The 19,004-nt window shown below is 58.4% G+C and carries 24 protein-coding genes; 6 read left to right on the top strand and 18 right to left on the bottom strand.

Annotation, left to right across the window (positions count from 1 at the left end):
- Positions 1 to 12: 12 nt before the first annotated feature.
- Complete coding sequence (locus F8197_RS04410; protein WP_152880256.1) at positions 13 to 1,401, bottom strand: DUF2799 domain-containing protein; 1,389 nt, start codon at positions 1,399 to 1,401, stop codon at positions 13 to 15.
- A gap of 86 nt (positions 1,402 to 1,487) precedes the next feature.
- Between F8197_RS04410 and F8197_RS04405 the strand changes: the two genes are divergently transcribed.
- Positions 1,488 to 1,982 (top strand): hypothetical protein, encoded by a 495-nt coding sequence (locus tag F8197_RS04405; protein ID WP_152880254.1) that lies wholly within the window; start codon positions 1,488 to 1,490, stop codon positions 1,980 to 1,982.
- Between the two features lie 43 nt (positions 1,983 to 2,025).
- On the opposite strand, the gene fusA is transcribed toward F8197_RS04405, so the two are convergent.
- Positions 2,026 to 4,134 (bottom strand): elongation factor G, encoded by a 2,109-nt coding sequence (gene fusA, locus F8197_RS04400; protein ID WP_152880253.1) that lies wholly within the window; start codon positions 4,132 to 4,134, stop codon positions 2,026 to 2,028.
- Positions 4,135 to 4,335: 201 nt separating this feature from the next.
- Here fusA and F8197_RS04395 point away from each other — a divergent pair, with 201 nt between their 5' ends.
- Positions 4,336 to 5,430, top strand: a complete 1,095-nt coding sequence (locus tag F8197_RS04395; protein WP_193333325.1) for a phospholipase A — start codon at positions 4,336 to 4,338, stop codon at positions 5,428 to 5,430.
- 1 nt (position 5,431) lies between these two features.
- Here F8197_RS04395 and F8197_RS04390 read toward each other — a convergent pair whose 3' ends face one another.
- The 3 genes from F8197_RS04390 to F8197_RS04380 all read right to left on the bottom strand — a co-directional run bounded on the left by F8197_RS04390 (position 5,432) and on the right by F8197_RS04380 (position 7,035).
- On the bottom strand, positions 5,432 to 5,632 hold the full coding sequence (locus tag F8197_RS04390; protein WP_152880251.1) for a hypothetical protein: 201 nt from the start codon (positions 5,630 to 5,632) through the stop codon (positions 5,432 to 5,434).
- 165 nt (positions 5,633 to 5,797) lie between these two features.
- Complete coding sequence (locus F8197_RS04385) at positions 5,798 to 6,046, bottom strand: hypothetical protein (protein WP_152880249.1); 249 nt, start codon at positions 6,044 to 6,046, stop codon at positions 5,798 to 5,800.
- Between the two features lie 65 nt (positions 6,047 to 6,111).
- A complete protein-coding gene (locus F8197_RS04380; protein WP_152880247.1) occupies positions 6,112 to 7,035 on the bottom strand; it encodes a methyltransferase domain-containing protein in 924 nt (307 codons plus the stop codon).
- A gap of 226 nt (positions 7,036 to 7,261) precedes the next feature.
- Between F8197_RS04380 and F8197_RS04375 the strand changes: the two genes are divergently transcribed.
- Positions 7,262 to 8,065 carry an alpha/beta fold hydrolase gene (locus tag F8197_RS04375; protein ID WP_152880245.1) on the top strand — a complete coding sequence of 268 codons (804 nt, stop codon included), beginning with the start codon at positions 7,262 to 7,264 and terminating at the stop codon, positions 8,063 to 8,065.
- Here F8197_RS04375 and F8197_RS04370 read toward each other — a convergent pair.
- Genes F8197_RS04370 through F8197_RS04355 form a run of 4 tightly spaced genes read right to left on the bottom strand, consistent with a single transcriptional unit; the run spans position 8,059 to position 10,980 of the window.
- Entirely contained in the window at positions 8,059 to 8,727 is a 669-nt protein-coding gene (locus F8197_RS04370) for an ankyrin repeat domain-containing protein (RefSeq protein ID WP_152880243.1), read from the bottom strand. The two genes, F8197_RS04375 and F8197_RS04370, sit on opposite strands and share 7 nt — an antisense overlap.
- Positions 8,727 to 9,512 (bottom strand): TatD family hydrolase, encoded by a 786-nt coding sequence (locus tag F8197_RS04365; RefSeq protein ID WP_152880240.1) that lies wholly within the window; start codon positions 9,510 to 9,512, stop codon positions 8,727 to 8,729. Before F8197_RS04365 ends, F8197_RS04370 begins: the two co-directional genes overlap by 1 nt.
- Positions 9,513 to 9,545: 33 nt before the next feature.
- Positions 9,546 to 9,932 (bottom strand): PilZ domain-containing protein, encoded by a 387-nt coding sequence (locus F8197_RS04360; protein ID WP_152880239.1) that lies wholly within the window; start codon positions 9,930 to 9,932, stop codon positions 9,546 to 9,548.
- Positions 9,933 to 9,942: 10 nt separating this feature from the next.
- On the bottom strand, positions 9,943 to 10,980 hold the full coding sequence (locus tag F8197_RS04355) for a DNA polymerase III subunit delta' (protein WP_152880237.1): 1,038 nt from the start codon (positions 10,978 to 10,980) through the stop codon (positions 9,943 to 9,945).
- Between the two features lie 166 nt (positions 10,981 to 11,146).
- On the opposite strand from F8197_RS04355, the gene F8197_RS28495 reads away from it, so the two are divergent.
- Both F8197_RS28495 and F8197_RS04350 read left to right on the top strand, forming a co-directional pair.
- The gene (locus tag F8197_RS28495) at positions 11,147 to 11,287 is read left to right on the top strand and encodes a hypothetical protein (RefSeq protein WP_193333324.1); all 141 of its coding nucleotides are present in this window, start codon (positions 11,147 to 11,149) and stop codon (positions 11,285 to 11,287) included.
- On the top strand, positions 11,288 to 12,775 hold the full coding sequence (locus tag F8197_RS04350; protein ID WP_152880235.1) for a hypothetical protein: 1,488 nt from the start codon (positions 11,288 to 11,290) through the stop codon (positions 12,773 to 12,775).
- Between the two features lie 50 nt (positions 12,776 to 12,825).
- Here the strand turns inward: F8197_RS04350 and F8197_RS04345 are convergent, their stop codons facing one another.
- The 5 genes from F8197_RS04345 to F8197_RS28490 form a co-directional block, all read right to left on the bottom strand.
- Complete coding sequence (locus F8197_RS04345) at positions 12,826 to 13,080, bottom strand: hypothetical protein (protein WP_152880233.1); 255 nt, start codon at positions 13,078 to 13,080, stop codon at positions 12,826 to 12,828.
- A 99-nt stretch (positions 13,081 to 13,179) separates the two neighbouring features.
- The gene (locus F8197_RS04340) at positions 13,180 to 13,515 is read right to left on the bottom strand and encodes a hypothetical protein (RefSeq protein WP_152880231.1); all 336 of its coding nucleotides are present in this window, start codon (positions 13,513 to 13,515) and stop codon (positions 13,180 to 13,182) included.
- Between the two features lie 59 nt (positions 13,516 to 13,574).
- A complete protein-coding gene (locus tag F8197_RS04335) occupies positions 13,575 to 13,826 on the bottom strand; it encodes a hypothetical protein (protein ID WP_152880229.1) in 252 nt (83 codons plus the stop codon).
- A 333-nt stretch (positions 13,827 to 14,159) separates the two neighbouring features.
- The gene (locus tag F8197_RS29425) at positions 14,160 to 14,531 is read right to left on the bottom strand and encodes an SMI1/KNR4 family protein (protein ID WP_193333323.1); all 372 of its coding nucleotides are present in this window, start codon (positions 14,529 to 14,531) and stop codon (positions 14,160 to 14,162) included.
- A gap of 447 nt (positions 14,532 to 14,978) precedes the next feature.
- Positions 14,979 to 15,260, bottom strand: coding sequence for a hypothetical protein (locus tag F8197_RS28490; RefSeq protein WP_193333322.1), 282 nt, complete (start codon positions 15,258 to 15,260; stop codon positions 14,979 to 14,981).
- Between the two features lie 526 nt (positions 15,261 to 15,786).
- Between F8197_RS28490 and F8197_RS04315 the strand changes: the two genes are divergently transcribed.
- On the top strand, positions 15,787 to 16,107 hold the full coding sequence (locus F8197_RS04315) for an integrase (RefSeq protein ID WP_373996785.1): 321 nt from the start codon (positions 15,787 to 15,789) through the stop codon (positions 16,105 to 16,107).
- Between the two features lie 169 nt (positions 16,108 to 16,276).
- Here F8197_RS04315 and F8197_RS04310 read toward each other — a convergent pair whose 3' ends face one another.
- The 4 genes from F8197_RS04310 to tmk form a co-directional block, all read right to left on the bottom strand.
- Positions 16,277 to 16,555: a hypothetical protein gene (locus F8197_RS04310; RefSeq protein ID WP_152880225.1), complete on the bottom strand. Its 279-nt coding sequence runs from the start codon at positions 16,553 to 16,555 to the stop codon at positions 16,277 to 16,279.
- A gap of 257 nt (positions 16,556 to 16,812) precedes the next feature.
- Positions 16,813 to 17,397 carry a GNAT family N-acetyltransferase gene (locus tag F8197_RS04305; protein WP_152880223.1) on the bottom strand — a complete coding sequence of 195 codons (585 nt, stop codon included), beginning with the start codon at positions 17,395 to 17,397 and terminating at the stop codon, positions 16,813 to 16,815.
- Between the two features lie 185 nt (positions 17,398 to 17,582).
- Positions 17,583 to 18,329, bottom strand: a complete 747-nt coding sequence (locus F8197_RS04300; RefSeq protein ID WP_152880221.1) for an AAA family ATPase — start codon at positions 18,327 to 18,329, stop codon at positions 17,583 to 17,585.
- A 36-nt stretch (positions 18,330 to 18,365) separates the two neighbouring features.
- Positions 18,366 to 19,001: a dTMP kinase gene (tmk, locus tag F8197_RS04295; protein WP_152880219.1), complete on the bottom strand. Its 636-nt coding sequence runs from the start codon at positions 18,999 to 19,001 to the stop codon at positions 18,366 to 18,368.
- Positions 19,002 to 19,004: the final 3 nt, after the last annotated feature.

Raw genomic sequence — 19,004 nt, 5'->3', positions numbered from 1 at the left:
CGGGATAGACTCCTAATAGATATTGCGGCGCAGGCGTTGCATGTGTAAGTCGTTCTGGTCGAGCCACAGGCGGGCGTCGTCGAGCTGGCGTTCCAGGCGGCGCAGGTGGTCCACCAGCTCGCGCCGCTCCTGTTCGCGGCGGCGGTTCTGCTTGTCCGATTCGTCGGTGGCCGGTTTCTCCTTGGTCGGCTGGTTGTTGCGGATGTCGCGGTCCAGGCGGTCGAGGCGCTTGCGGCCATCGTATAACCGTGCTTCGATCTGGCGTGCGTCTTCGACTCCCTGGCGTTGCCGCACTTCGGCGCTGGCGAAGTCCTGGCCGCTGAAGTACGCGTGTTTGAGCTTGTCGCGCAGCGGCGAGCCGCAGACTTCTATCGCCATGCTGCGGTTGGCGCGGCCGTGCTCGAAGGCGTTTTCCGGCACGCAGTAGCGGGCATTTTCCGCTTCCCAGGCGCGGGTATAGATAGTGCGGGTGTCGGGAATGGCGAACACGCCGTCGCGGCGGGCGTTGGCGATGCGCTCTTCCAGCAGGAACGGCTTGCCGTAGCCGTCTTCCCTGCCCGCCTGTTCCCAGTGTTCCATCAGGCGCTTTTCCCACGCTTGCCGGTACTCGGCTTCGAAAATCTTGAGGCCTTTTTGCCGCGCTTCGCGGCCGCGCACGCCGAATTCGGAACCGGTCACCGCATCGCGCGCGCCAAGGTTGCGCCAATAATTGACGATTTCGCCATTCCAGGCAGCGCGGTACACGTCTTCCTGCACTTGCACGCCGAGGCTGCGGGCGCTCGATGCACGCTTCTGCAGTTCGCTGTCAGGCACGCCGTTGCTGGCATCGTTGGCGCCGGCGTCCTGCCAGAACTGGCGGTTGCCCACCTGCCAGCCGTTGCTGTAGGCAGCATCGTCAAAGCGGATGCCGGAGTGATCAGCCTGGCTGCGGCCCGCTTCCCTGGCGGTCAACGGCTGGCCGGCCACGCCATCGCGTTTGCCGATGCCTTCCCAGTACTGGGAATTGCCCTTGAGCCAGCCAGCGTCATAAGCGCCCTGGTTGGGCGGGGTCTTGCGCTTGCGCATGTCCTCGGCGGCAGCGCGCGCGGCAAACTGTTGCGGCAGGCCGCGCGTGCCATCGGCCGCGCCCAGGCCCGACCACAGCTCGGCGTTGCCCTGTTCCCAACCGGTCGTGTAGCGGGCGGCGGCGTCGGCCGTAACGGACTTGCCGCCATCGACGTGGTCATCGCAAAAATCCTTGCGCTCGGCGAAGTTGGGCGGCGCCCCTTCTGCACCGTCGGTCTTGCCGATCTGCTGCCAGTCGCCGACCTTGCAGGCGGCGATGCGCTGCTTGATCGAAGCAGAACAGCCGGCCAACAGCACGGCAAGAATCAGGGGGAGTACACGGGTGGCGAGCGTCATGGCATTCAGATTTAAAGTTTCAGCTGCGCAATTATAGAGCCTGGAATCGCTATAATTGCCAATCTTTTACTGCATGGAACCATGACATGAGCTCTCGATTGCGTTTTCTTTTTGGCGTTCTGGCGCTGGCCGGGCTGCACGGCGCGGCCGTGGCCGATACCTTCGAGGTCATCGAGTCCGCGCCGCTCAAGCAGGTGTGGCTCAATGCCGGCTTTTATTCGTACCACTTCGATCGCGACAAGGGACTGAACAACAGCAATCCGGGGCTGGGCGCGGAATACCGTTTTTCGACCGTGGCGTCGGCAACGATGGGTCGCTTCTATAACAGCGATCGGCAATATTCGAATTACGTGGGCGTGTATTACCAGCCGTTCAGCATCGGGCCGGTGCGGCTGGGCGCGGTAGTGGGCGGGTTCAACGGCTACCCGAAGATGCGCGACGGCGGCTGGTTTCCGGCAGCGATACCGACGGCCAGCTTCGAGTACAAGAGCGTGGGCGTGAACGTGGCGGTGGTACCGAAATACAAGGATCGGCTGTATGGCGCCTTGTCGATACAGCTGAAATTGAAAGTGTTCGAGTAAAAAAATCCCCGCTCGCACGGGGATCGCTTAGTTAATCAGTTACTCAGTTGCGGGACTTCGACACGGCAATCTGGTCGAGGATGTGCTTCGGCACGGCCGCGTAGTGCTTGAATTCCATCGTATACGTTGCACGGCCTTGCGACAATGAACGCAGCGTCGTTGAGTAGCCAAACATTTCCGCCAGCGGCACCAGCGCGCGGATGATCTTGCCGCCGCCACCGGCAATTTCATCCATGCCCTGCACCATCCCGCGCCGCGACGTCAGGTCGCCCATGGCGTTGCCCATGAACTCTTCCGGCGTTTCCACCTCGACCTGCATCATCGGTTCCAGCAACACCGGGTCGGCGCGGCGCATGCCTTCCTTGAACGCCATCGAACCGGCCATGCGGAACGCGTTTTCGTTCGAATCGACGTCGTGGTAAGAACCGAACGTGAGCGTTACCTTGACATCGACCACCGGGTAGCCGGCCAGCACGCCGCTGCGCAAGGTTTCCTGCACGCCTTTATCGACGGCCGGAATGAACTCGCGCGGCACCACGCCGCCCTTGATCGCATCGACGAACTGGAAGCCTTTACCGGGTTCGAGCGGTTCGAGCGCCAGCACCACGTGGCCGTACTGGCCGCGTCCGCCCGACTGCTTGACGAACTTGCCCTCGACATCCGTGACGGCTTTCTGGATCGTTTCGCGGTACGCCACCTGCGGCTTGCCGACCGTCGCTTCCACGCCGAATTCGCGGCGCATGCGATCGACCAGGATTTCCAGGTGCAGCTCGCCCATGCCGGACATGATGGTTTGGCCCGACTCTTCGTCCGAATGCACGCGGAACGACGGGTCCTCCTGCGCCAGGCGATTCAAGGCAATCCCCATTTTTTCCTGGTCGGCCTTGGTCTTCGGTTCCACCGCCTGCGAAATCACGGGCTCGGGGAAGATCATCTTTTCCAGCACGATCACGTGGTCGGGCGAACTCAAGGTATCGCCCGTGGTCACGCCTTTCAGGCCGACGGCCGCCGCGATATCGCCGGCATACACTTCCTTGATCTCCTTGCGCTCGTTGGCGTGCATTTGCAGGATGCGGCCCAGCCGTTCTTTTTGCGACTTGGTCGGGTTATAGACCGTGTCACCGGAATTGACCACGCCCGAATACACGCGGAAGAACGTCAGTTGGCCCACGAACGGATCGGTCATGATCTTGAACGCCAGCGCCGAGAACGGATCGCTGTCGGCCGGATGACGCTCGATCGGCCGATCCTGCTCGTCGGTGCCTGAAATGGCGGGCACGTCCACCGGCGATGGCAGGTATTCGATCACGGCGTCGAGCATGGCCTGCACGCCGCGGTTTTTAAACGCGCTGCCAGCGAGCATGGGCACGATTTCGTTGCGGATGGTGCGCAGGCGCAGGCCGGCCTTGATCTCGTCTTCGGTCAGCTGCTCGCCTTCGAGGTACTTGTCGAGCAGCTCGGGCGTGGCTTCGGCCGCCGCCTCCACCAGCTTGTCGCGCCATTCCTGTGCTTGCGCCTGCAAGTCGGCCGGAATGTCCTCGTACGTAAACTTCACGCCCAGGCTCTCGTCGTCCCAGTTAATCGCGCGCATTTTCACCAGGTCGATCACGCCGTGAAAATTGTCCTCGGCGCCCAGCGGCAGCTGGATCGGCACCGGCACGCCTTTCAGCCGGTTGGCGATCTGTTCGCGCACGCGCAAAAAATCGGCGCCGACGCGGTCCATCTTGTTGACGAAGGCGATGCGCGGCACCTTGTACTTGTTGGCCTGGCGCCACACGGTTTCCGATTGCGGCTGCACGCCGCCCACGGCGTCATAGACCATGACGGCGCCGTCGAGCACGCGCATCGAGCGCTCGACTTCGATGGTGAAGTCGACGTGGCCCGGGGTGTCGATGATGTTGATGCGGTGCTCGGCGAAGTTGCCGGCCATGCCTTTCCAGAACGCCGTGGTGGCGGCGGACGTAATCGTAATGCCGCGTTCCTGCTCCTGCTCCATCCAGTCCATGGTAGCCGCGCCGTTGTGTACCTCGCCGATCTTGTGATTGACGCCGGTATAAAACAGGATACGCTCGGTGGTGGTGGTTTTGCCGGCGTCGATGTGGGCGCTGATGCCGATATTGCGATAGCGCTCGATAGGGGTTTTGCGGGTCATCACAGCTCCTCGTACACAACTGGTTTGGGTAGTCTCAGGTGCGGCGCGCACAGAATATTTCAAGCAGTAAAGTTGTTTCCAAATGTGCGACGTACCGAACAGCAATTAATATAGTCTCTGGACTAAACTGCAAGCTTACATCTCACCGGGAATATCTGCATGACTGTCCGACCGAAAACCGCCCTTTTCCTATCCTTTGGCATGGCCCCCGTCCTCGCTTTGGCCCAGGTAGCCGCCACCGACACACCCGAACTTGAATTGCGCATCGAACGCTGCTCGGTACTGGGCGACGCCAGCGCGCGGCTGGCCTGCTACGACGGCCTGGCGCGCAAGACGCCGGGCGGCCAGGTAGCGGCCGCACCGGCCACCGGCGGCCCGGCCACCGAGGCGGAAAAAGTGGCGGCGGCAGATGCCCCTGCCCGTACCCAGCCCGACGCCCCACCGCCGCCACCCGAAGCCGTCCTGCCGCCGAAAGTGGCCGAGCTGACCACCATCCCCGCCGAAGACAAGGTCTCGCGCATGGTGCAGTCGTGGGAGCTGGACCGGTCGGCCAAGCGCGGCGTGTTCAATTTCCGTCCGCACCGCGACAGCTACCTGCTGCTGGCTAATTACAGCAGCGGCAATAACGACCAGCCGTTCAAGGAATTTTCGCCCGACGGCCTCGAGTCGAAACACGTGGAACTGATGTACCAGCTCAGCTTCAAGATGAAGATGCTCGAGCAGGCATTCGGCTACCCGGTCGATCTGTGGTTCGGCTATACGCAAGAGAGCTTCTGGCAGGCGTACAACCGCTCTGCATCGAGCCCGTTCCGCGAAACCAATTACCAGCCCGAGCTGATGGTAACCACGCCGCTGGCGCTGAACCTCGGTGGCGTCGATGTGCGCTTCCTGACCCTGGGCATGGTCCACCAGTCCAACGGCCAGACCTCGACGCTGTCGCGCAGCTGGAACCGGATCTACGCCCAGATCGGCGCCGAAAAGGGTAATTTTGCGGTCAACTTCCGCCTGTGGAAGCGCCTCGACAATTCCCGCTCCGACAACGACAACATCGACATCAACGACTTCCTCGGCCACGGCGACGTCACCGCCAGCTATCGCTGGGACGGCCACGAAATCTCGATGCTGGCGCGCCGCAACCTGCACACCAACCACGGCGCGCTGCAATTGGGCTGGGCGTTCCCGGTGGCAGCCAACCTGAAAGGGTATGTGCAGGGCTTCAGCGGCTACGGCCAGAGCCTGATCGACTACAACTACGCGCAGAAGTCGATCGGCATCGGCGTCAAGGTGGACTTCTGATCTAGCGGCGCGCGCCGCCACCGAGGATGCGCGCCGGCAGCATGACCACGGCGCGCAGCAGCTCGAATATGCCTTCCACGCCGATGCCGATCAGGCGAAACGGCAGCGTCAGCAGCCAGCACAGCGGATAGAGCACCAGCGCCAGCAGCGCCAGCGGCCAGCACACCAGCAGCAGGACCAGCCATAATAAAAAACTGAACATATAAAAACTCCCGGATCACAATGGTGTCGATGCTGACACTGTAGTGACCGGGAGTTTTTGCTGCAACGATGGTGCGACCGGTTGCAGCTACGCGGGAATCAAGCGGGGAAAAGGCGGGATGAACGGCGTGGCGGACCGGCGTGGCGGACCGGGGTATTGGCCCTTTTATTGGCCGACGCAGATGATCTTGGTGACGTACTCGTGCGCATTCGGCTTTTTCTTGGCCGACCACGCAATCGCCTCGTTGGCCTGGTCGATGGTCAGCACCGACGCCTTGTCCTTCGACTTAATGAACGAGACGCCCTCGAAGGCGCCTTCCTTGCTGCGCATCACCTTGGCAAACACCGGCGGCTTGGTGTCGCCGTCGGCGATCTTGTTTTGCTGGACGAGGTAGCGCTGGTCGATCTGTTCCATCTTCTTCAACTTAAAAATATAAAAGCGGAAGTATACGCTGTTCCCGTCCAGTCCACAGCAGCAACTTAGGCGTAAGCCGGCACGTGTGCCACGGATTGCGTGGCCGCCTCAAAAACCAGCTCGGCCTTGAGCGACGCCTGCAGCGACGGGATCGAACCGCCGGCCCGGTACTGGAAGCTCACTTCGAGCACATCGCCCGCGCGGGCCTTGACCGGCAGCGCCAGCGGCAAGGTCATGTAATGGTTGAGCCAGTCGATGGTGGTGGCCCGGTCCTGCACCACAGCCAGCACGTTCTTGGTGACGAAACGCATGGCATTGATTTCGCCGGTGCGCTCGACCACGAACTTGCCCTGCCACGCATAGGTCAGCTGGCTGGGCTGGCTGAAGTCGATAATGCTGTACACGGCCGGATGGGCCATTTCCACGGTGCCCGGGTATACCACCTGGGTTTCCTGGAATTGCACGATCGGCGCATAGAAACCTTCGAAATCGTATTCCTGCTGCAGCGGCTGCACTGCCATGATCACTGCTTCGGGCAGGAATACCGGCAGCGGTCCGCCGAAGCGTTCCAGGTAGCGGCGCTTGAACGATTCGATCACTTCCACCTGTTTTTCGCGCAGCATGGCCACGTGGATCATTTCGCAGATCACCACGTCCACCGGTTCCGGTGGCAGGTATTCGAAGGCGTCGGCGTGGATGACTTCCACTTTTTCGCCATTGGGATTAAGCGCCAGCATCTTGCGGGCCTCGCGCACCATGTCCGGATTGAATTCCACGCAATACACCTTGGCGGCCTTGGCTGCCGCAAACCACGACAGCACGCCGGTGCCACCACCGAGCTCGAGCACCTTGGCGCCGGGCCGGACCGCGTAATCGATTGCCGATTTGAACCCGTGCATGCGGTTTTGGTCCATCAACATATTGTGATGGTAGTGGACTGGTATGAATTGCCCCAGATAGCAGCTTTCGATCTCGCGTTCGTTCAGCATGGATGTCCTCGATTTCCCTCTATTAACAAACTATGAATCGCACTGTCTCTGGATGCAATGCGGATAGGCTCATTATCAAGAATTTCGCTTCGGCATGATGTTACGAGATGGACAGGAATTACCCGCCAATTCTCGATATATCGGTATGCTTTGATCCAACTTACCTTTTAATCACTATTATCCGCACTTTCACCGTATACTGGGTGTTGCTTTCAAGGAGATAGTAATGTCGGTGCAGCAACGCAACAACGTCCATTGTCACGGCGATGGGGACCACACGATCATGTTCGTCCATGGCTATGGTTGCGACCAGACCATGTGGCGTTTCATCCACCCGGCGTATAGCCGGCGCTACAAGATCATCCTGCTCGACCTGACCGGCCACGGTGGCTCCGACCTGTCCGCCTACGACCGCAACAAGTACGCCGACCTGCACGGCCACGCCGAAGACATGCTTGAGATTATCGAACTCTATGCGAAAGGCAGGGTGATTTTTGTCGGGCACTCGGTGAGTGCCATGATCGGCCTGCTGGCTTCGATACAGCGCCCCGAGCGTTTCGCCGCCCAGGTGATGGTGGGCCCGTCGCCGTGCTATATGAACGATGGCGATTACGTCGGTGGTTTCAATGCGGAAGACATCGAACAACTGCTCAAACTGATCGATGATAACTACCTGGCCTGGGCCCGCCACATGGCGCCGGCCATCATGGGGGCGCCGAACCAGCCGCAGCTCACGCGCGAACTGCTCACCCGCTTCGAGCATAACGATCCGGAGATCGCCCGCCATTTCGCCCGCGTGACGTTTACCGCCGACCACCGCGCGGACCTGGCCAGGTCGACCATTCCGTCACTGGTCCTGCAATGCAGCGACGACCTGGTGGCGCCGCGCGAGGTGGGCGATTACCTGCGCGACCACCTGCCGCTCTCGACCGTGAAAGTGATTAGCAACGTGGGCCACTGCCCGCATTTGAGCGCGCCCGAGGACAGCTCGAACTATATCGATGCCTTCCTCGAAGACATAGGCTACTGAGGTTTGATGCCCTTGGCTGCCAGGTGGGCGTCGATGGCCTTGGCGATCCACGGCTTGTCGGCCTTGAGCGCGAAGCCCGAAGCCGTCAAGTGAAAGCCGCCATCCTTGAGGGTGGCATTGGCGCCGCGTGCGAGCAGTACCTTGACCGCGTCTTCCTGGCCTTCGCGTGCGGCCATCATCAGCGGTGTCATGCCCGAAGGTGACTCGGCGTCGATCTGGGCCTTGTGATCGAGCAGCAAGTTGGTGATCTCGGCGCTGCCGCCCGCCGCCGCGTAGTGCAAGGCGGTCCAGCCGGATTGATTGACCTTGGCGCCGCGCCGTAGCAGGTCGATCACCAGCGGCTGGTTCTTGCGGTACGCAGCCATCATCAGCGCCGTGTTGCCGTTTGGTGCCTTGGCTTCGAGGTCGATGCCCTTCTGGTCCATCAATACCGTCGCAGCGTCGTTGGCGTCGTTGCGGATGGCAACGATCAGCGCTGTTTCGCCACCCAGGTCGCGTGCATTGGGATTGACGCCGCCGGCCAGCGCTTTTTTCACGCTGGATGCACGGTCCTGCTCGACGGCGCGGAACAGCGCCACTTCCGCAGGCGGCAATGCTGCTGCCAGCGCCGAACCGGACAACATGATGGCAACGCTGGCCAGCAACCAGTAATGACGTCTCATCAGGCGGCCTCTTTGACGTTAAACAGTTTGAAGAAATTGGCCGACGTCTGCGCTGCGACCTCTTCCACCGGGATACCCTTGAGCCTGGCGATGTACTCGCCCACGTGGGCGACATAGCCCGGCTCGTTGGTGCGACCGCGGAACGGCACCGGCGCCAGGTACGGCGAATCGGTCTCGATCAGCATGCGTTCGAGCGGCACCTCCAAAGCCACGGCTTGCAGCTCCTTGGCGCTTTTAAAGGTGACGATGCCCGAGAACGAGATATAAAAGCCCAGTTCGATAGCGGCGCGCGCCACTTCCAGCGATTCCGTAAAGCAGTGCATCACGCCGGCCACGCCGCCGGCCTCCGGTGCGGCGCCTTCTTCGCGCAGGATGCGGATGGTGTCTTCACTGGCGCTGCGGGTGTGGATGATCAGCGGCTTGCGGGTAATGCGCGACGCCCGGATATGGGTGCGGAAGCGCTCGCGCTGCCATTCCAGGTCGCCTTCCAGGCGGTAGTAGTCGAGGCCGGTCTCGCCGATGGCAATGATCTTCGGATCGTCGGCCAGCTCGACCAGTTGTTCGACGGTGGGTTCGGGCGTGTCCTCGTAGTCGGGATGCACGCCCACCGACGCATAGATGTGCGGATACTGGTGGGCCAGCGCCAGCACTTGCGGAAAGTCCGGCAAGTCTACCGACACGCACAAGGCGTGGGTGACGCCGTTGTCGGCCATCTTGGCCAGGATCTCGGGCATGCGAGCAGCCAGCTCGGGGAAATTGATGTGGCAGTGGGAGTCGATATACATGGTGCGATTGTACCGCTTGTCCCCAGTGCGCGGCTACAGGGTGTGCGTGGCGCGGGCCGAGCGCAGCGCCGGCCCCAGGATATCCTCGATGCGCTGGCGCAGCTTCTGGCCGCCTTCGTCATCCGGGAAGTGGATGCCCACGCCTTGCGCTTTGTCGTGGTGGGCGCCCACCGGGGTGATCCAGGCCACCCGGCCTGCCACCTGGTATTTTTCGGGCTCGTCCATCAGGGTCAGCGCCAGGAACAACTCGTCGCCGAGCTTGTACGGCTGCTTGGTGGCGATGAACAGACCGCCGTGCTTGAGGAACGGCATGTAAGCGGCATACAGCGCCGCCTTCTCGCGGATTGCCAGCGACAGCACCGCCGGCCGGCCGGGCAAGCCCGGGGCGGTGGTGGAATCGAAATGGCTGTCAGCGGGCATGGTCGATCTCTCAGTGGGTGCAGGCGGCGGTATAGTCGAGCAACATATCCTCCAAAAACAGCTTCGGCGACAACGGGTGGTCCGACGTGGCGCGGCGGTCGTTGACGCCCTTGATCACCGCCAGCAGCCGGCTGATATGGATTTTATCGGCCAGGCTGCCCAATTCGCGCTGATAGCGTGGATAGTAACGCACGTTGCCCGCCAGCTTGAGCGCACACACATCATACAGCCAGCGCTGCAACCATGACACCTGCGCCGTGAGCGGCACTTTTTGCAGCTTGTCGGCCACTTTCAGGGCGCCTTCCACGCTGGGACGGGCCAGCAGTTGCAGCAGGGTTTCCAGGTCGTCGCGGTTGCCCGATTCGGCCTGGGCCATGGCTGCCAGCGGCGCCCCGCCCTGCTCGCGCAGCCAGCTGTCGGCGTCCGGGACGTTTTGCTGCTTGAGCCAGGCCAGCGCCTGGTCGTGCGACGGCATCGGCATGGCAAATTTGCGGCAGCGCGACAGGACGGTGGGCAGTAGGCGATCGAGACTGTTGGACGCCAGCAGGAACACGGTGCCAGGCGGCGGTTCTTCCAGGGTCTTTAACAGTGCGTTGGATGCCGGCATATTCAGCGCCTCGGCCGGGTATAGCACCACCACGCGCAAGCCGGCGCGGTGGGTGGAGACGTTCATGAAGTCGGCCAGGTTGCGGATCTGCTCGATCTTGATCTCTTTCGACGGCGTTTTGGTGGACTTGGCCGCCTTTTTGCCGCCATCGCCCTCGCCTTCCTCACCCTCGGGCGGCTCGTCTTCGAGCGCTTCGGGCCGCACGCGGCGGTAATCGGGGTGATTGTGCTGGGCGAACCAGCCGCACGACGCGCACTGGCCGCAGGCGTGGCCATCGGGGCGCACGGCCTCGCACAGCAGCCCCTGGGCGAAGCGCTCGATAAAGTCGGCCTTGCCGATGCCGGCCGCGCCGTGGAACAGGATCGCGTGCGGCAGGCGCTGGCGCAACTGCTGCAATTGTTGCCAGGATTCTTGCTGCCAGGGATAAATGGAATCGCTCATTCTTGGTATTGTGTTTTAAATCATGCGCATAAGCAAAGTAAAGATACTCCGCGCGGGTGAGCGATTGTACGCCACCGGGCGCCGTTTCCTTACTTTCTCATAGGCAAAATGGTATTCTATGCATCGATTTCGGCATCCACAGCCCGGCACCTCACGAATGGAGCACATGAAGTACCGTCACCCTGGCCACTCCCGCTATCCGCGCCGTACCTTGAGTATTGTCGGCCTGGTCCTCTCGGTCCTGCTGCTGGCGGCCCTGTTCTACTTCAAGATCCCGACCCTGGCGTTGGACTTTGCCGGGATCTAAGTGGTGCTGCTGGTGGCGGCGATCCCGGCGGTGGCGCTCACCGGGCGGGTGGGACTGATGGCGGCGTACACGGCGCTGACCGTGCTGTTCGGCGCGGTGGTGTTCTTGACCAGTGCGCCGATCATCCGTGCGAACGCCTATTACCAGATGCTGGGCACGGAACACCAGGCCAATTTCCACGACGCCCTGCCGCCGATCGATATCGACCAGGCGCCGCTGGTGTCGGAGGACATGGCCTTGCAGGCGATGCAGAAGCGACTGTCCGAAATTGCCTCGCTTGGGTCGCAAGTGCGGGTGGGCAGGCCAGTAAAACAACTGGTGCGCGACAAGCTGGTGTGGGTGGCTTTTCTCGAGCATAGCGGTTTCTTCAAGTGGTTTGCCGACGGCGGCACGCCCGGCTACCTGACCGTCTCCGCGCACGACCCGGCGGACGTGCAGCTGGTGATGGAACTCAATGGCAAGCCGCTCAAGCTGCGCTACCTGCTGTCGGCCTATTTTGGTGACCACGTCGAGCGCCACGCCTACCTGTCGGGCCAGGCCACGGTGGGCCTGACCGATTTCGAGCCGGAAATCGATGATGACGGCGTGCCGTATTTCGTCGGCACCACGTACGAGCACAAGGTGGGCTTCTCCGGCAGCGAATCGACCGGCATCGTCACCGTCAATGCTGTCACCGGCGACGTGGTGCGCTACAAGCTGGGCACGGAACCGAAGTGGGTCGATCGCATCCAGGCCGAAGAATTCATCCTCGAGCAGATGCAGGATCGCGGCGAATTCATCCACGGCTACTTCAACCTCAACAACGAAGGCCGGCTGCGCGTCGATGGCTACCTCGACCTGGTATACGGCTCCGACCAGCGCCCGTACTGGGTGGGCGGCATGACCTCGAAAGGCAACAACAACGGCCTGTCCGGCTTTTATTTTGTCGATTCGCGGACCAAGACGGTGCGCTGGTTCAAGGTGCCGTCGGTGTCGCAATACACGGCAGCCCATGCGGCGGAGAACGTCAACCCGGAAAAACGCTACCAGGCCACCAACCCGCTGCCATTCCTGGTGGGCGGCGCCCCCACGTACGTGATGGCGCTGCGCGACGCCCAAGGCGTGTCCCGCGCGTTCGGCATGGTCGATATGCGCAACAACCAGGTGATCGGCGTGGCCGATACGCTGTCCGCCACGCTGCGCAGCTACCAGTCGAAACGCTCGACTAACCGCGTAGCCGCCGACATCGGCACCGAAGCGCGCGATGTCGAGCTCAAGGGCACGGTCGTGCGCATCTCGTCGGAGTTCCGCAACAACCAGACCATGTACTACATCACGCTGGCCACGGCCGAGAAAACCCTCGGCACGATCTTTACCGGCAGTTCGGACTTGTCGGAGGAACTGGTACTGACCAAGCCCGGGGACAAGGTGGAGTTATCGTATTCGGACAGCAGTACCCGGGTGGTGGGGATGAGCAGGTTTCATAACGTTGATATTCCGGGGCTGTGATGGCGTTTAAAACCCGCTTTTTGAATGGCTGATCTTGGCCGCAGCCGGGGTTACTTGCTCTTTTTTCCGGCTCCGAGTCTGATGCGTCCGATTAACACGGGAGCCAAACCGAAAGGGACAAACGCCAGGAGAAACCCGCCGAAAAAAATCAACGCTGTGTCGCCAACTGCTGCCCAGTCGGACGAAGCTGCTGCGTTGTATTCACTATTGAACGCGATAGTGCAGACTGCTAAAACTATACCCAACGCAACACCTACCGCAGCGGGTCCTATCAACGTCTCGCGTTCGCTTTGTAAAAATTTCATTATGAATTTATTCTAAAGTCAGCTGCGGGCAGGATTCAGACGGTTCAATTTTCATAGTGAAAAAATGCTGCCCGACACGCCGTTGTCGCCCCAAAGCGGTCATTTCGATTGAACGTACTTTTTCGCTTGAAGCCATGACCGTTCAAGCATGCACTTCAACTCATCGTCGTCTTCCGCAAGCACCCTCTGAGCAATCGACTCAACGAAACCATCTGGGCATTCGCCTTCGAGCAATTGGGAAAGGCATGCAGTAACCTTATTTTGAACTTCATTGACTCTACGAAGTTGCCTCGGGTTTATCAACTCGTCAGTGCCGGCCTCATAACCATTTCGCCCGACAATGGTTATCTCGCAACTGAGCCTGGCTAGGAAACGAATTACAAAATCTGAAGCAAGGTTTTGAACCCATTCAGTTTCAGCCAAGACCGTAGTCATCTGCTCCCCCCAAAAGTACAATCATCTTATATCGGCTGTTTGCCGAACCCTGCTGATACCTAAGCCAGCTCACGGAGACGCTGTCGCAATGCATTTCCATCATCGGTTCTATTCATGTTTTCTGCTGCTAAAAGGAGCGTATTCAATAACTCTACAGAATCCCATTGGCTCTCCTCCGCAATCGACTTCAACCAAACAAATGCAAGTCCAAGCTCGTTATGCTCGATAAAATCGGCCATCTGCGTAAGAGTAATCTCATGCTCTTGGAAGACCTCAGGAGAGAGCAAATCCTGAGCTTTCTCCAGTAACATCTCAGTTCGAGCCCATGACTGTAATAATTCCGATGAAACCATATTTCGTATGTCTAAATTTTCACGCTGCACAGTTTAAATTTTCACAATCCCTCACCGTCGGCTCCTGGCCTGCTGCTGGCGGCTAAAGGCCAACTGGCCTATTCTGCGAGCACCAGTAATCATTCATCTCTTTAAGAAAAGAAAGTGTCATTGTCGCCCCTGATGCCGAGCCTATGACGGAGGTGTCTTCGCAGGCTGGGCATACCGCTGTCAAACCACGGAACTTATCATTTGCTTCCCTCAAAGCACCTGGGTATTCATCGTTTGGATCGTTCGAGTCAGCCCAAAGTGTTACCTCTGTCGGGGCGAACAAGCGAACACAACAATAGCAGCCGCACACGTCACTTGCCTCGAATAGTCTGCAAATATAAAGCATTTGGGATATGCAAACCGGTCGGGGTACACGACATCTCCACAGTCATCCAGCACCTCGTGAACAGGCCGCATTTCAGCAAGCGACAAGAAACTAAGAATATTTTCATCTGAATCATCGCTGCCAGTTCCATCAACGGCTTGTAAATACTCAGCGAAATCGAATGGTAAAGTGACCTGATATTTCTCCTCAAAGGCCTTGATTGACTCCAATGTCACGCCCTGACGGATTGGCAGACCGCATCGACTCCAGTATGAAATGATACTCGTCCAAGGTTCAGATTTTTTCATAAGCAAATAGATAATTACTAGTCCCAGCATACGGAATAAACTGCGTACCCGTCTGACGGCTCCGGCGCGTTTCCTGGTCTCCCATAGGGCCAGCCATTGACCACTCCATCAGCCCCTAGGCCAACTATCCAATTCTCAACATCACGCTTGCTGGCGGAGGTTAAAATATGAACATTCTCCCCTGGAGGGAAACCGTCAGTATAGTCAGGGTCATCCCAGTCAGAGTGCAATCCGACTAGCACTTTTTCTACGTCTTGTTTGGCCGCTATCTCTTTGAATCTTGCATAAAGCTCACTTATGGATGGCCGTCCGCTTTCCCATTGATTCGGTGCGATGCATTCCTCTTCGGTGTTACCCAAGAAGTACATATGGAAGTCCACGACAGGTGGTACTTTCTCTGTCCAGTTGAGTGACGCCAAGTATTTATTAATATTCTGACGCATCTAATTAGCCCAATAAGTTTAAATTTTTCGGCGTCGGCATCGGCGTCGAATTCTGACCGGTTGCTGACTTGGATGATGGTACCTGCTTCGCGAACCGTACCACAGCAGCCTTTGACTCCGATTTTAGAAACTCAGCAATCTGCTTGTTCGCGTTTGGAAAAATATCGACATACTCTTCATCAAGATACTCCACTACCGCCGCATCAATCCAAGGACCGAGTGATGCTTTGTAATCTGGGAACTCCTGCTGGATTTCCTGCCATGTCGCATAATCCTTCTTCGACAACAGTATGGCCTATTCAGTGTAAATAATATGAAGTCTCATACGGAATTCCCCTCACTGTCTGCTTTTGGCCGTTTCCGGTCAAAATCGCTCTCTCCATCTCTTAAAGTAGCGAGCACTTAACCACAATAATAGAGGAAAACTAAGCGACCGAAATATCAATGCAAGATACCCGCCAGAACTCTGAGTGGCAGCTTCCCATACGCTATGGGTGAAGAAGCCCCATACCGTAATCTCAACTAACATTACCGGCAACCATAGCGCTCTATTCCCATCCCCAGCGATGGCGAACGAGACACCAACAATGAACAATGTTGCCAGCGCTAATACAGGTAAAGACTAAGACGTAAATAAACATTTTTGCTGATTGATTAGGCGGTAGTTGCGACAGTCCGCTCCTGGCCACGCCCGGCCGATGAGCAAGGATACCATGTTGCCCAAATAGAAAACTCACCAATTACCACATCCCTTTCGGATGCGACCGCCGCCAGTCCAGCGCATAGTAGAGCTTCAATCCAGGAGGTCTATCATGAACAATCCATTGAAAGGTTCCGCATGCCACAGTATGCCGTGGAACAAGGGCAAGTTGGTGGGGCAAAAAGCACCGCTTCGCGTAAGCGAAATCTGGGCAATTCGCGTTCGCCTGGAAATCTTCGGCAGGGTCCGAGACTTGGCACTCTTCAACTTGGCCATCTACAGCAAATTGCGTGGGTGCGACTTGGTCCGACTACGCGTCAACGATGTCTGCCATGGAGGCCATGTGGCAGCGCGAGCCAGCGTGATGCCCCACTCGAATAAGGCGATGATGGCTGTACAGATTCAATCTCTTGCTCAGTCTCCCAGTCGGTAGCCAGCGCAAGCAAAAATCGGGTGAATGATTGTTCATCCTTAACGGCTTCAAGGGCATCCCTTAGACGTCGATTCATGTCTTCTTTCATGCTAGGAGTCAGTATATTTACCTTAAAATTCGTATTTAATAATTTTTTGAACGACTGCTTTTGGCCGATTCGAGTCAATCCTTAAGGTAGAAGGATGCCCAACTGACCGGCCAAGAAAGCAACGATGGAAATTGCGGCAGCCCCGAATACTATGATAAGTGCAATAGGAATTCGCACCAATGCAAGCAGCGCTAACGCAGCTCCAGCAATCGAAGCAGTCACAGCGATGGCATAACTACCGAGACTCCAGAGCGCAAGAACCCATGTCGTGCCAATGTACCCAAGAATGCCCAACCCGCAAATCACTCCGATAAACTCAGCCGCATTTTCCAACTCCAACAGACGCTCGAGTATTTTCATAGTTCATCAATACATGAATGGCGGCTAATGGCCGAAAACAGTCTAGCGTGACGGGCCCTCACAGGCCGATTTCTCTCTGTTCCATCGCCCGCCACTATCTAGGCATCGGTCAATCGATATTTCACTCCAAGCCCACATCATTATCGCAACGGCAGATGAAGCAACGGTCAACACCAAAAGGAATCTAAACAACCTCATGTTGCCTTTCTCGTTCGTCAGGCCTTGCCCGATAGTTGTCGCCGCCCTGCGAAATGATGTTACACGAGATCGCTAAAATTGACCTCAACCCTCTTCGCCATACTCGTATACGAAAAAGGTTGGCCATCTATCTCGAACATTTCAGGCACCTCTCCAGTTTTCGTGAAGCCCGAGCGCTGATATAGGCGAATAGCAGGTTGGTTAACAGACAAAACTTGCAAATCAATCCACTTTAGTTTGCCGCTTTCCGAGGCCCATTTTCCCGCATGTTCAATTAGGCGTTGTCCCATTCCAAACTTTCTCAAGGTTCGGTCAACTCCCATACCTAGAAGGCAACGATGAGCTGCAAATCGCTCCGGATTTGCCCGCAAGTCGATGTGACCTACCAACTTTCGACCAGGAGTAAACGCTCCCCACAATCGACGCCAACCTGGCTCTCCCATCGGGATGTCTAGCGCATCCCGAAAAGCCTTAGCCCTATCAATCGAAAACACCGATTCAGCGTACGGCAATGGCTGAAAATAAACACTTCCGGGTTTTCCGTTATCGGAAAGATGGTCGTTTAAATACGCAAAAAATACTTCAAAGTCAGAAGATGCGATGGGTTCAATAACTACGTCAAGAGAAATTATCTGGGCGGGCATAGGAGTCGAATTTATTCAAGAATTTTACGTAGTGTCGAAGTCTGCTCCTGGCCGTTAGCGGCCTAAAAGAATCGCTTCAATCCTCAGAAACGTTAAATGTGCAGGCGGAAATTACCAGTCTGATTTACTCGCATTCAGCTACCTAATAATTTAAGGCCAATAAAGTGCCATACTATCAGTGGTTCCTAATCCAGCAAAATATCCAGCATCCGTTTCGGATCGACCACAAAATCATGCATCACCTGGAAGTGCTCGGTCTCCTCGTACGTGACCTGGCGGATGCCAGTGTCGGTGCACTGGTAGATCACGGCGTCGGGATAGGCCATCAGGATCGGTGAATGGGTGGTGATCACGAATTGGGAGCGGTCTTTCACCAGGTCGTGGATGCGGCTCAGCAGCGAGAGTTGGCGCTGCGGCGAGAGCGCGGCTTCCGGTTCATCCAGCACATAAAATCCGTTGCCGCCGAAACGGTGCATCACCAGCGAAAAGAACGACTCGCCGTGCGATTGCTCGTGCAGCGACTTGCCGCCGTAGGAGTTGATGATGGGCGGCCCGAACGATGGCTCGGCGTCGAGTCTTTCGATTTCGGTGGCGAGATTGAAGAAGCTTTCCGCGCGCAGGAAAAAGCCGTCGCGTGGTTTCCGTATGCCCTTCGACAGCCGCAGGTACTGGTGCAGCACCGAATGCGAAGCGCGCGTGCCGAAGCCGAAATTGCGCGTGCCGCCCTCGGCATTGAAACCGAACGACACCGCGATCGCCTCCATCAGCGTCGATTTACCGGAGCCGTTTTCGCCGACGATGAAGGTCACCCTGGGATGCAGGTCGAGGACGTCGAGATGGCGCACGGCAGGCAGCGAAAACGGATACCGGTCGAATCCCGGCACGTCGGCCACGCGCAATCGGACCTGCGACACGAACTGGCTGGAGATCATGGTTGGCTCCGTCGGCGTGGGCTGCGGGATCTGCGGCTAGTGCTGCGCCAGCAGTTCGTCGAGAATGGCCGTGATCTCCACCTCGATCTCGGCAATCGTGCGGGTGGAATCGACCAGGCGGAAGCGCTGCGGGAACTGCGCGGCGCGGCGCAGGTATTCGTTGCGGGTGGAGGCAAAGAAATCGGTCTTTTCCTGCTCGAACTTGTCGAGTGTGCGGGTGGCGTCCAGCCGCGCGCGGGCCACTTCCAGCGGTACGTCGAACAGCAGGGTGAGATCCGGTTGCAGGTGCGGGTGCACCCACTGCTCCAGCGCGTCCAGCTTGGCCAGGTCCATGCCGCGGCCGCCGCCCTGGTAAGCGAAGCTGGCATCCGTAAACCGGTCGGAAATCACCCAGGCGCCGCGTGCCAGCGCCGGTGCAATTACCTGCGCGATATGTTCGCGGCGGCTGGCAAACATCAGCAATGCTTCGGTTTCCAGGTGCATGGTTTCGTGCAGCACCAGTTCGCGCAGCTTCTCGCCGAGCTGGGTGCCGCCCGGTTCGCGCGAGCTCACCAGGTCGATGCCGCGGTCTTGCAGGTACTTGCTGACAAACGCGATATGCGTGGACTTGCCGGCGCCGTCGATGCCTTCGAACGTGATGAATTTGTTGTGGCGGATACTGGAATCGGTCATGGC

This window comes from Duganella sp. FT27W, from assembly GCF_009295655.1.
Classification (GTDB): domain Bacteria; phylum Pseudomonadota; class Gammaproteobacteria; order Burkholderiales; family Burkholderiaceae_D; genus Rugamonas; species Rugamonas zoogloeoides.
Note: the sequence above shows the minus strand (reverse complement) of the source record. Positions and strands in the feature narration are given on the sequence as shown.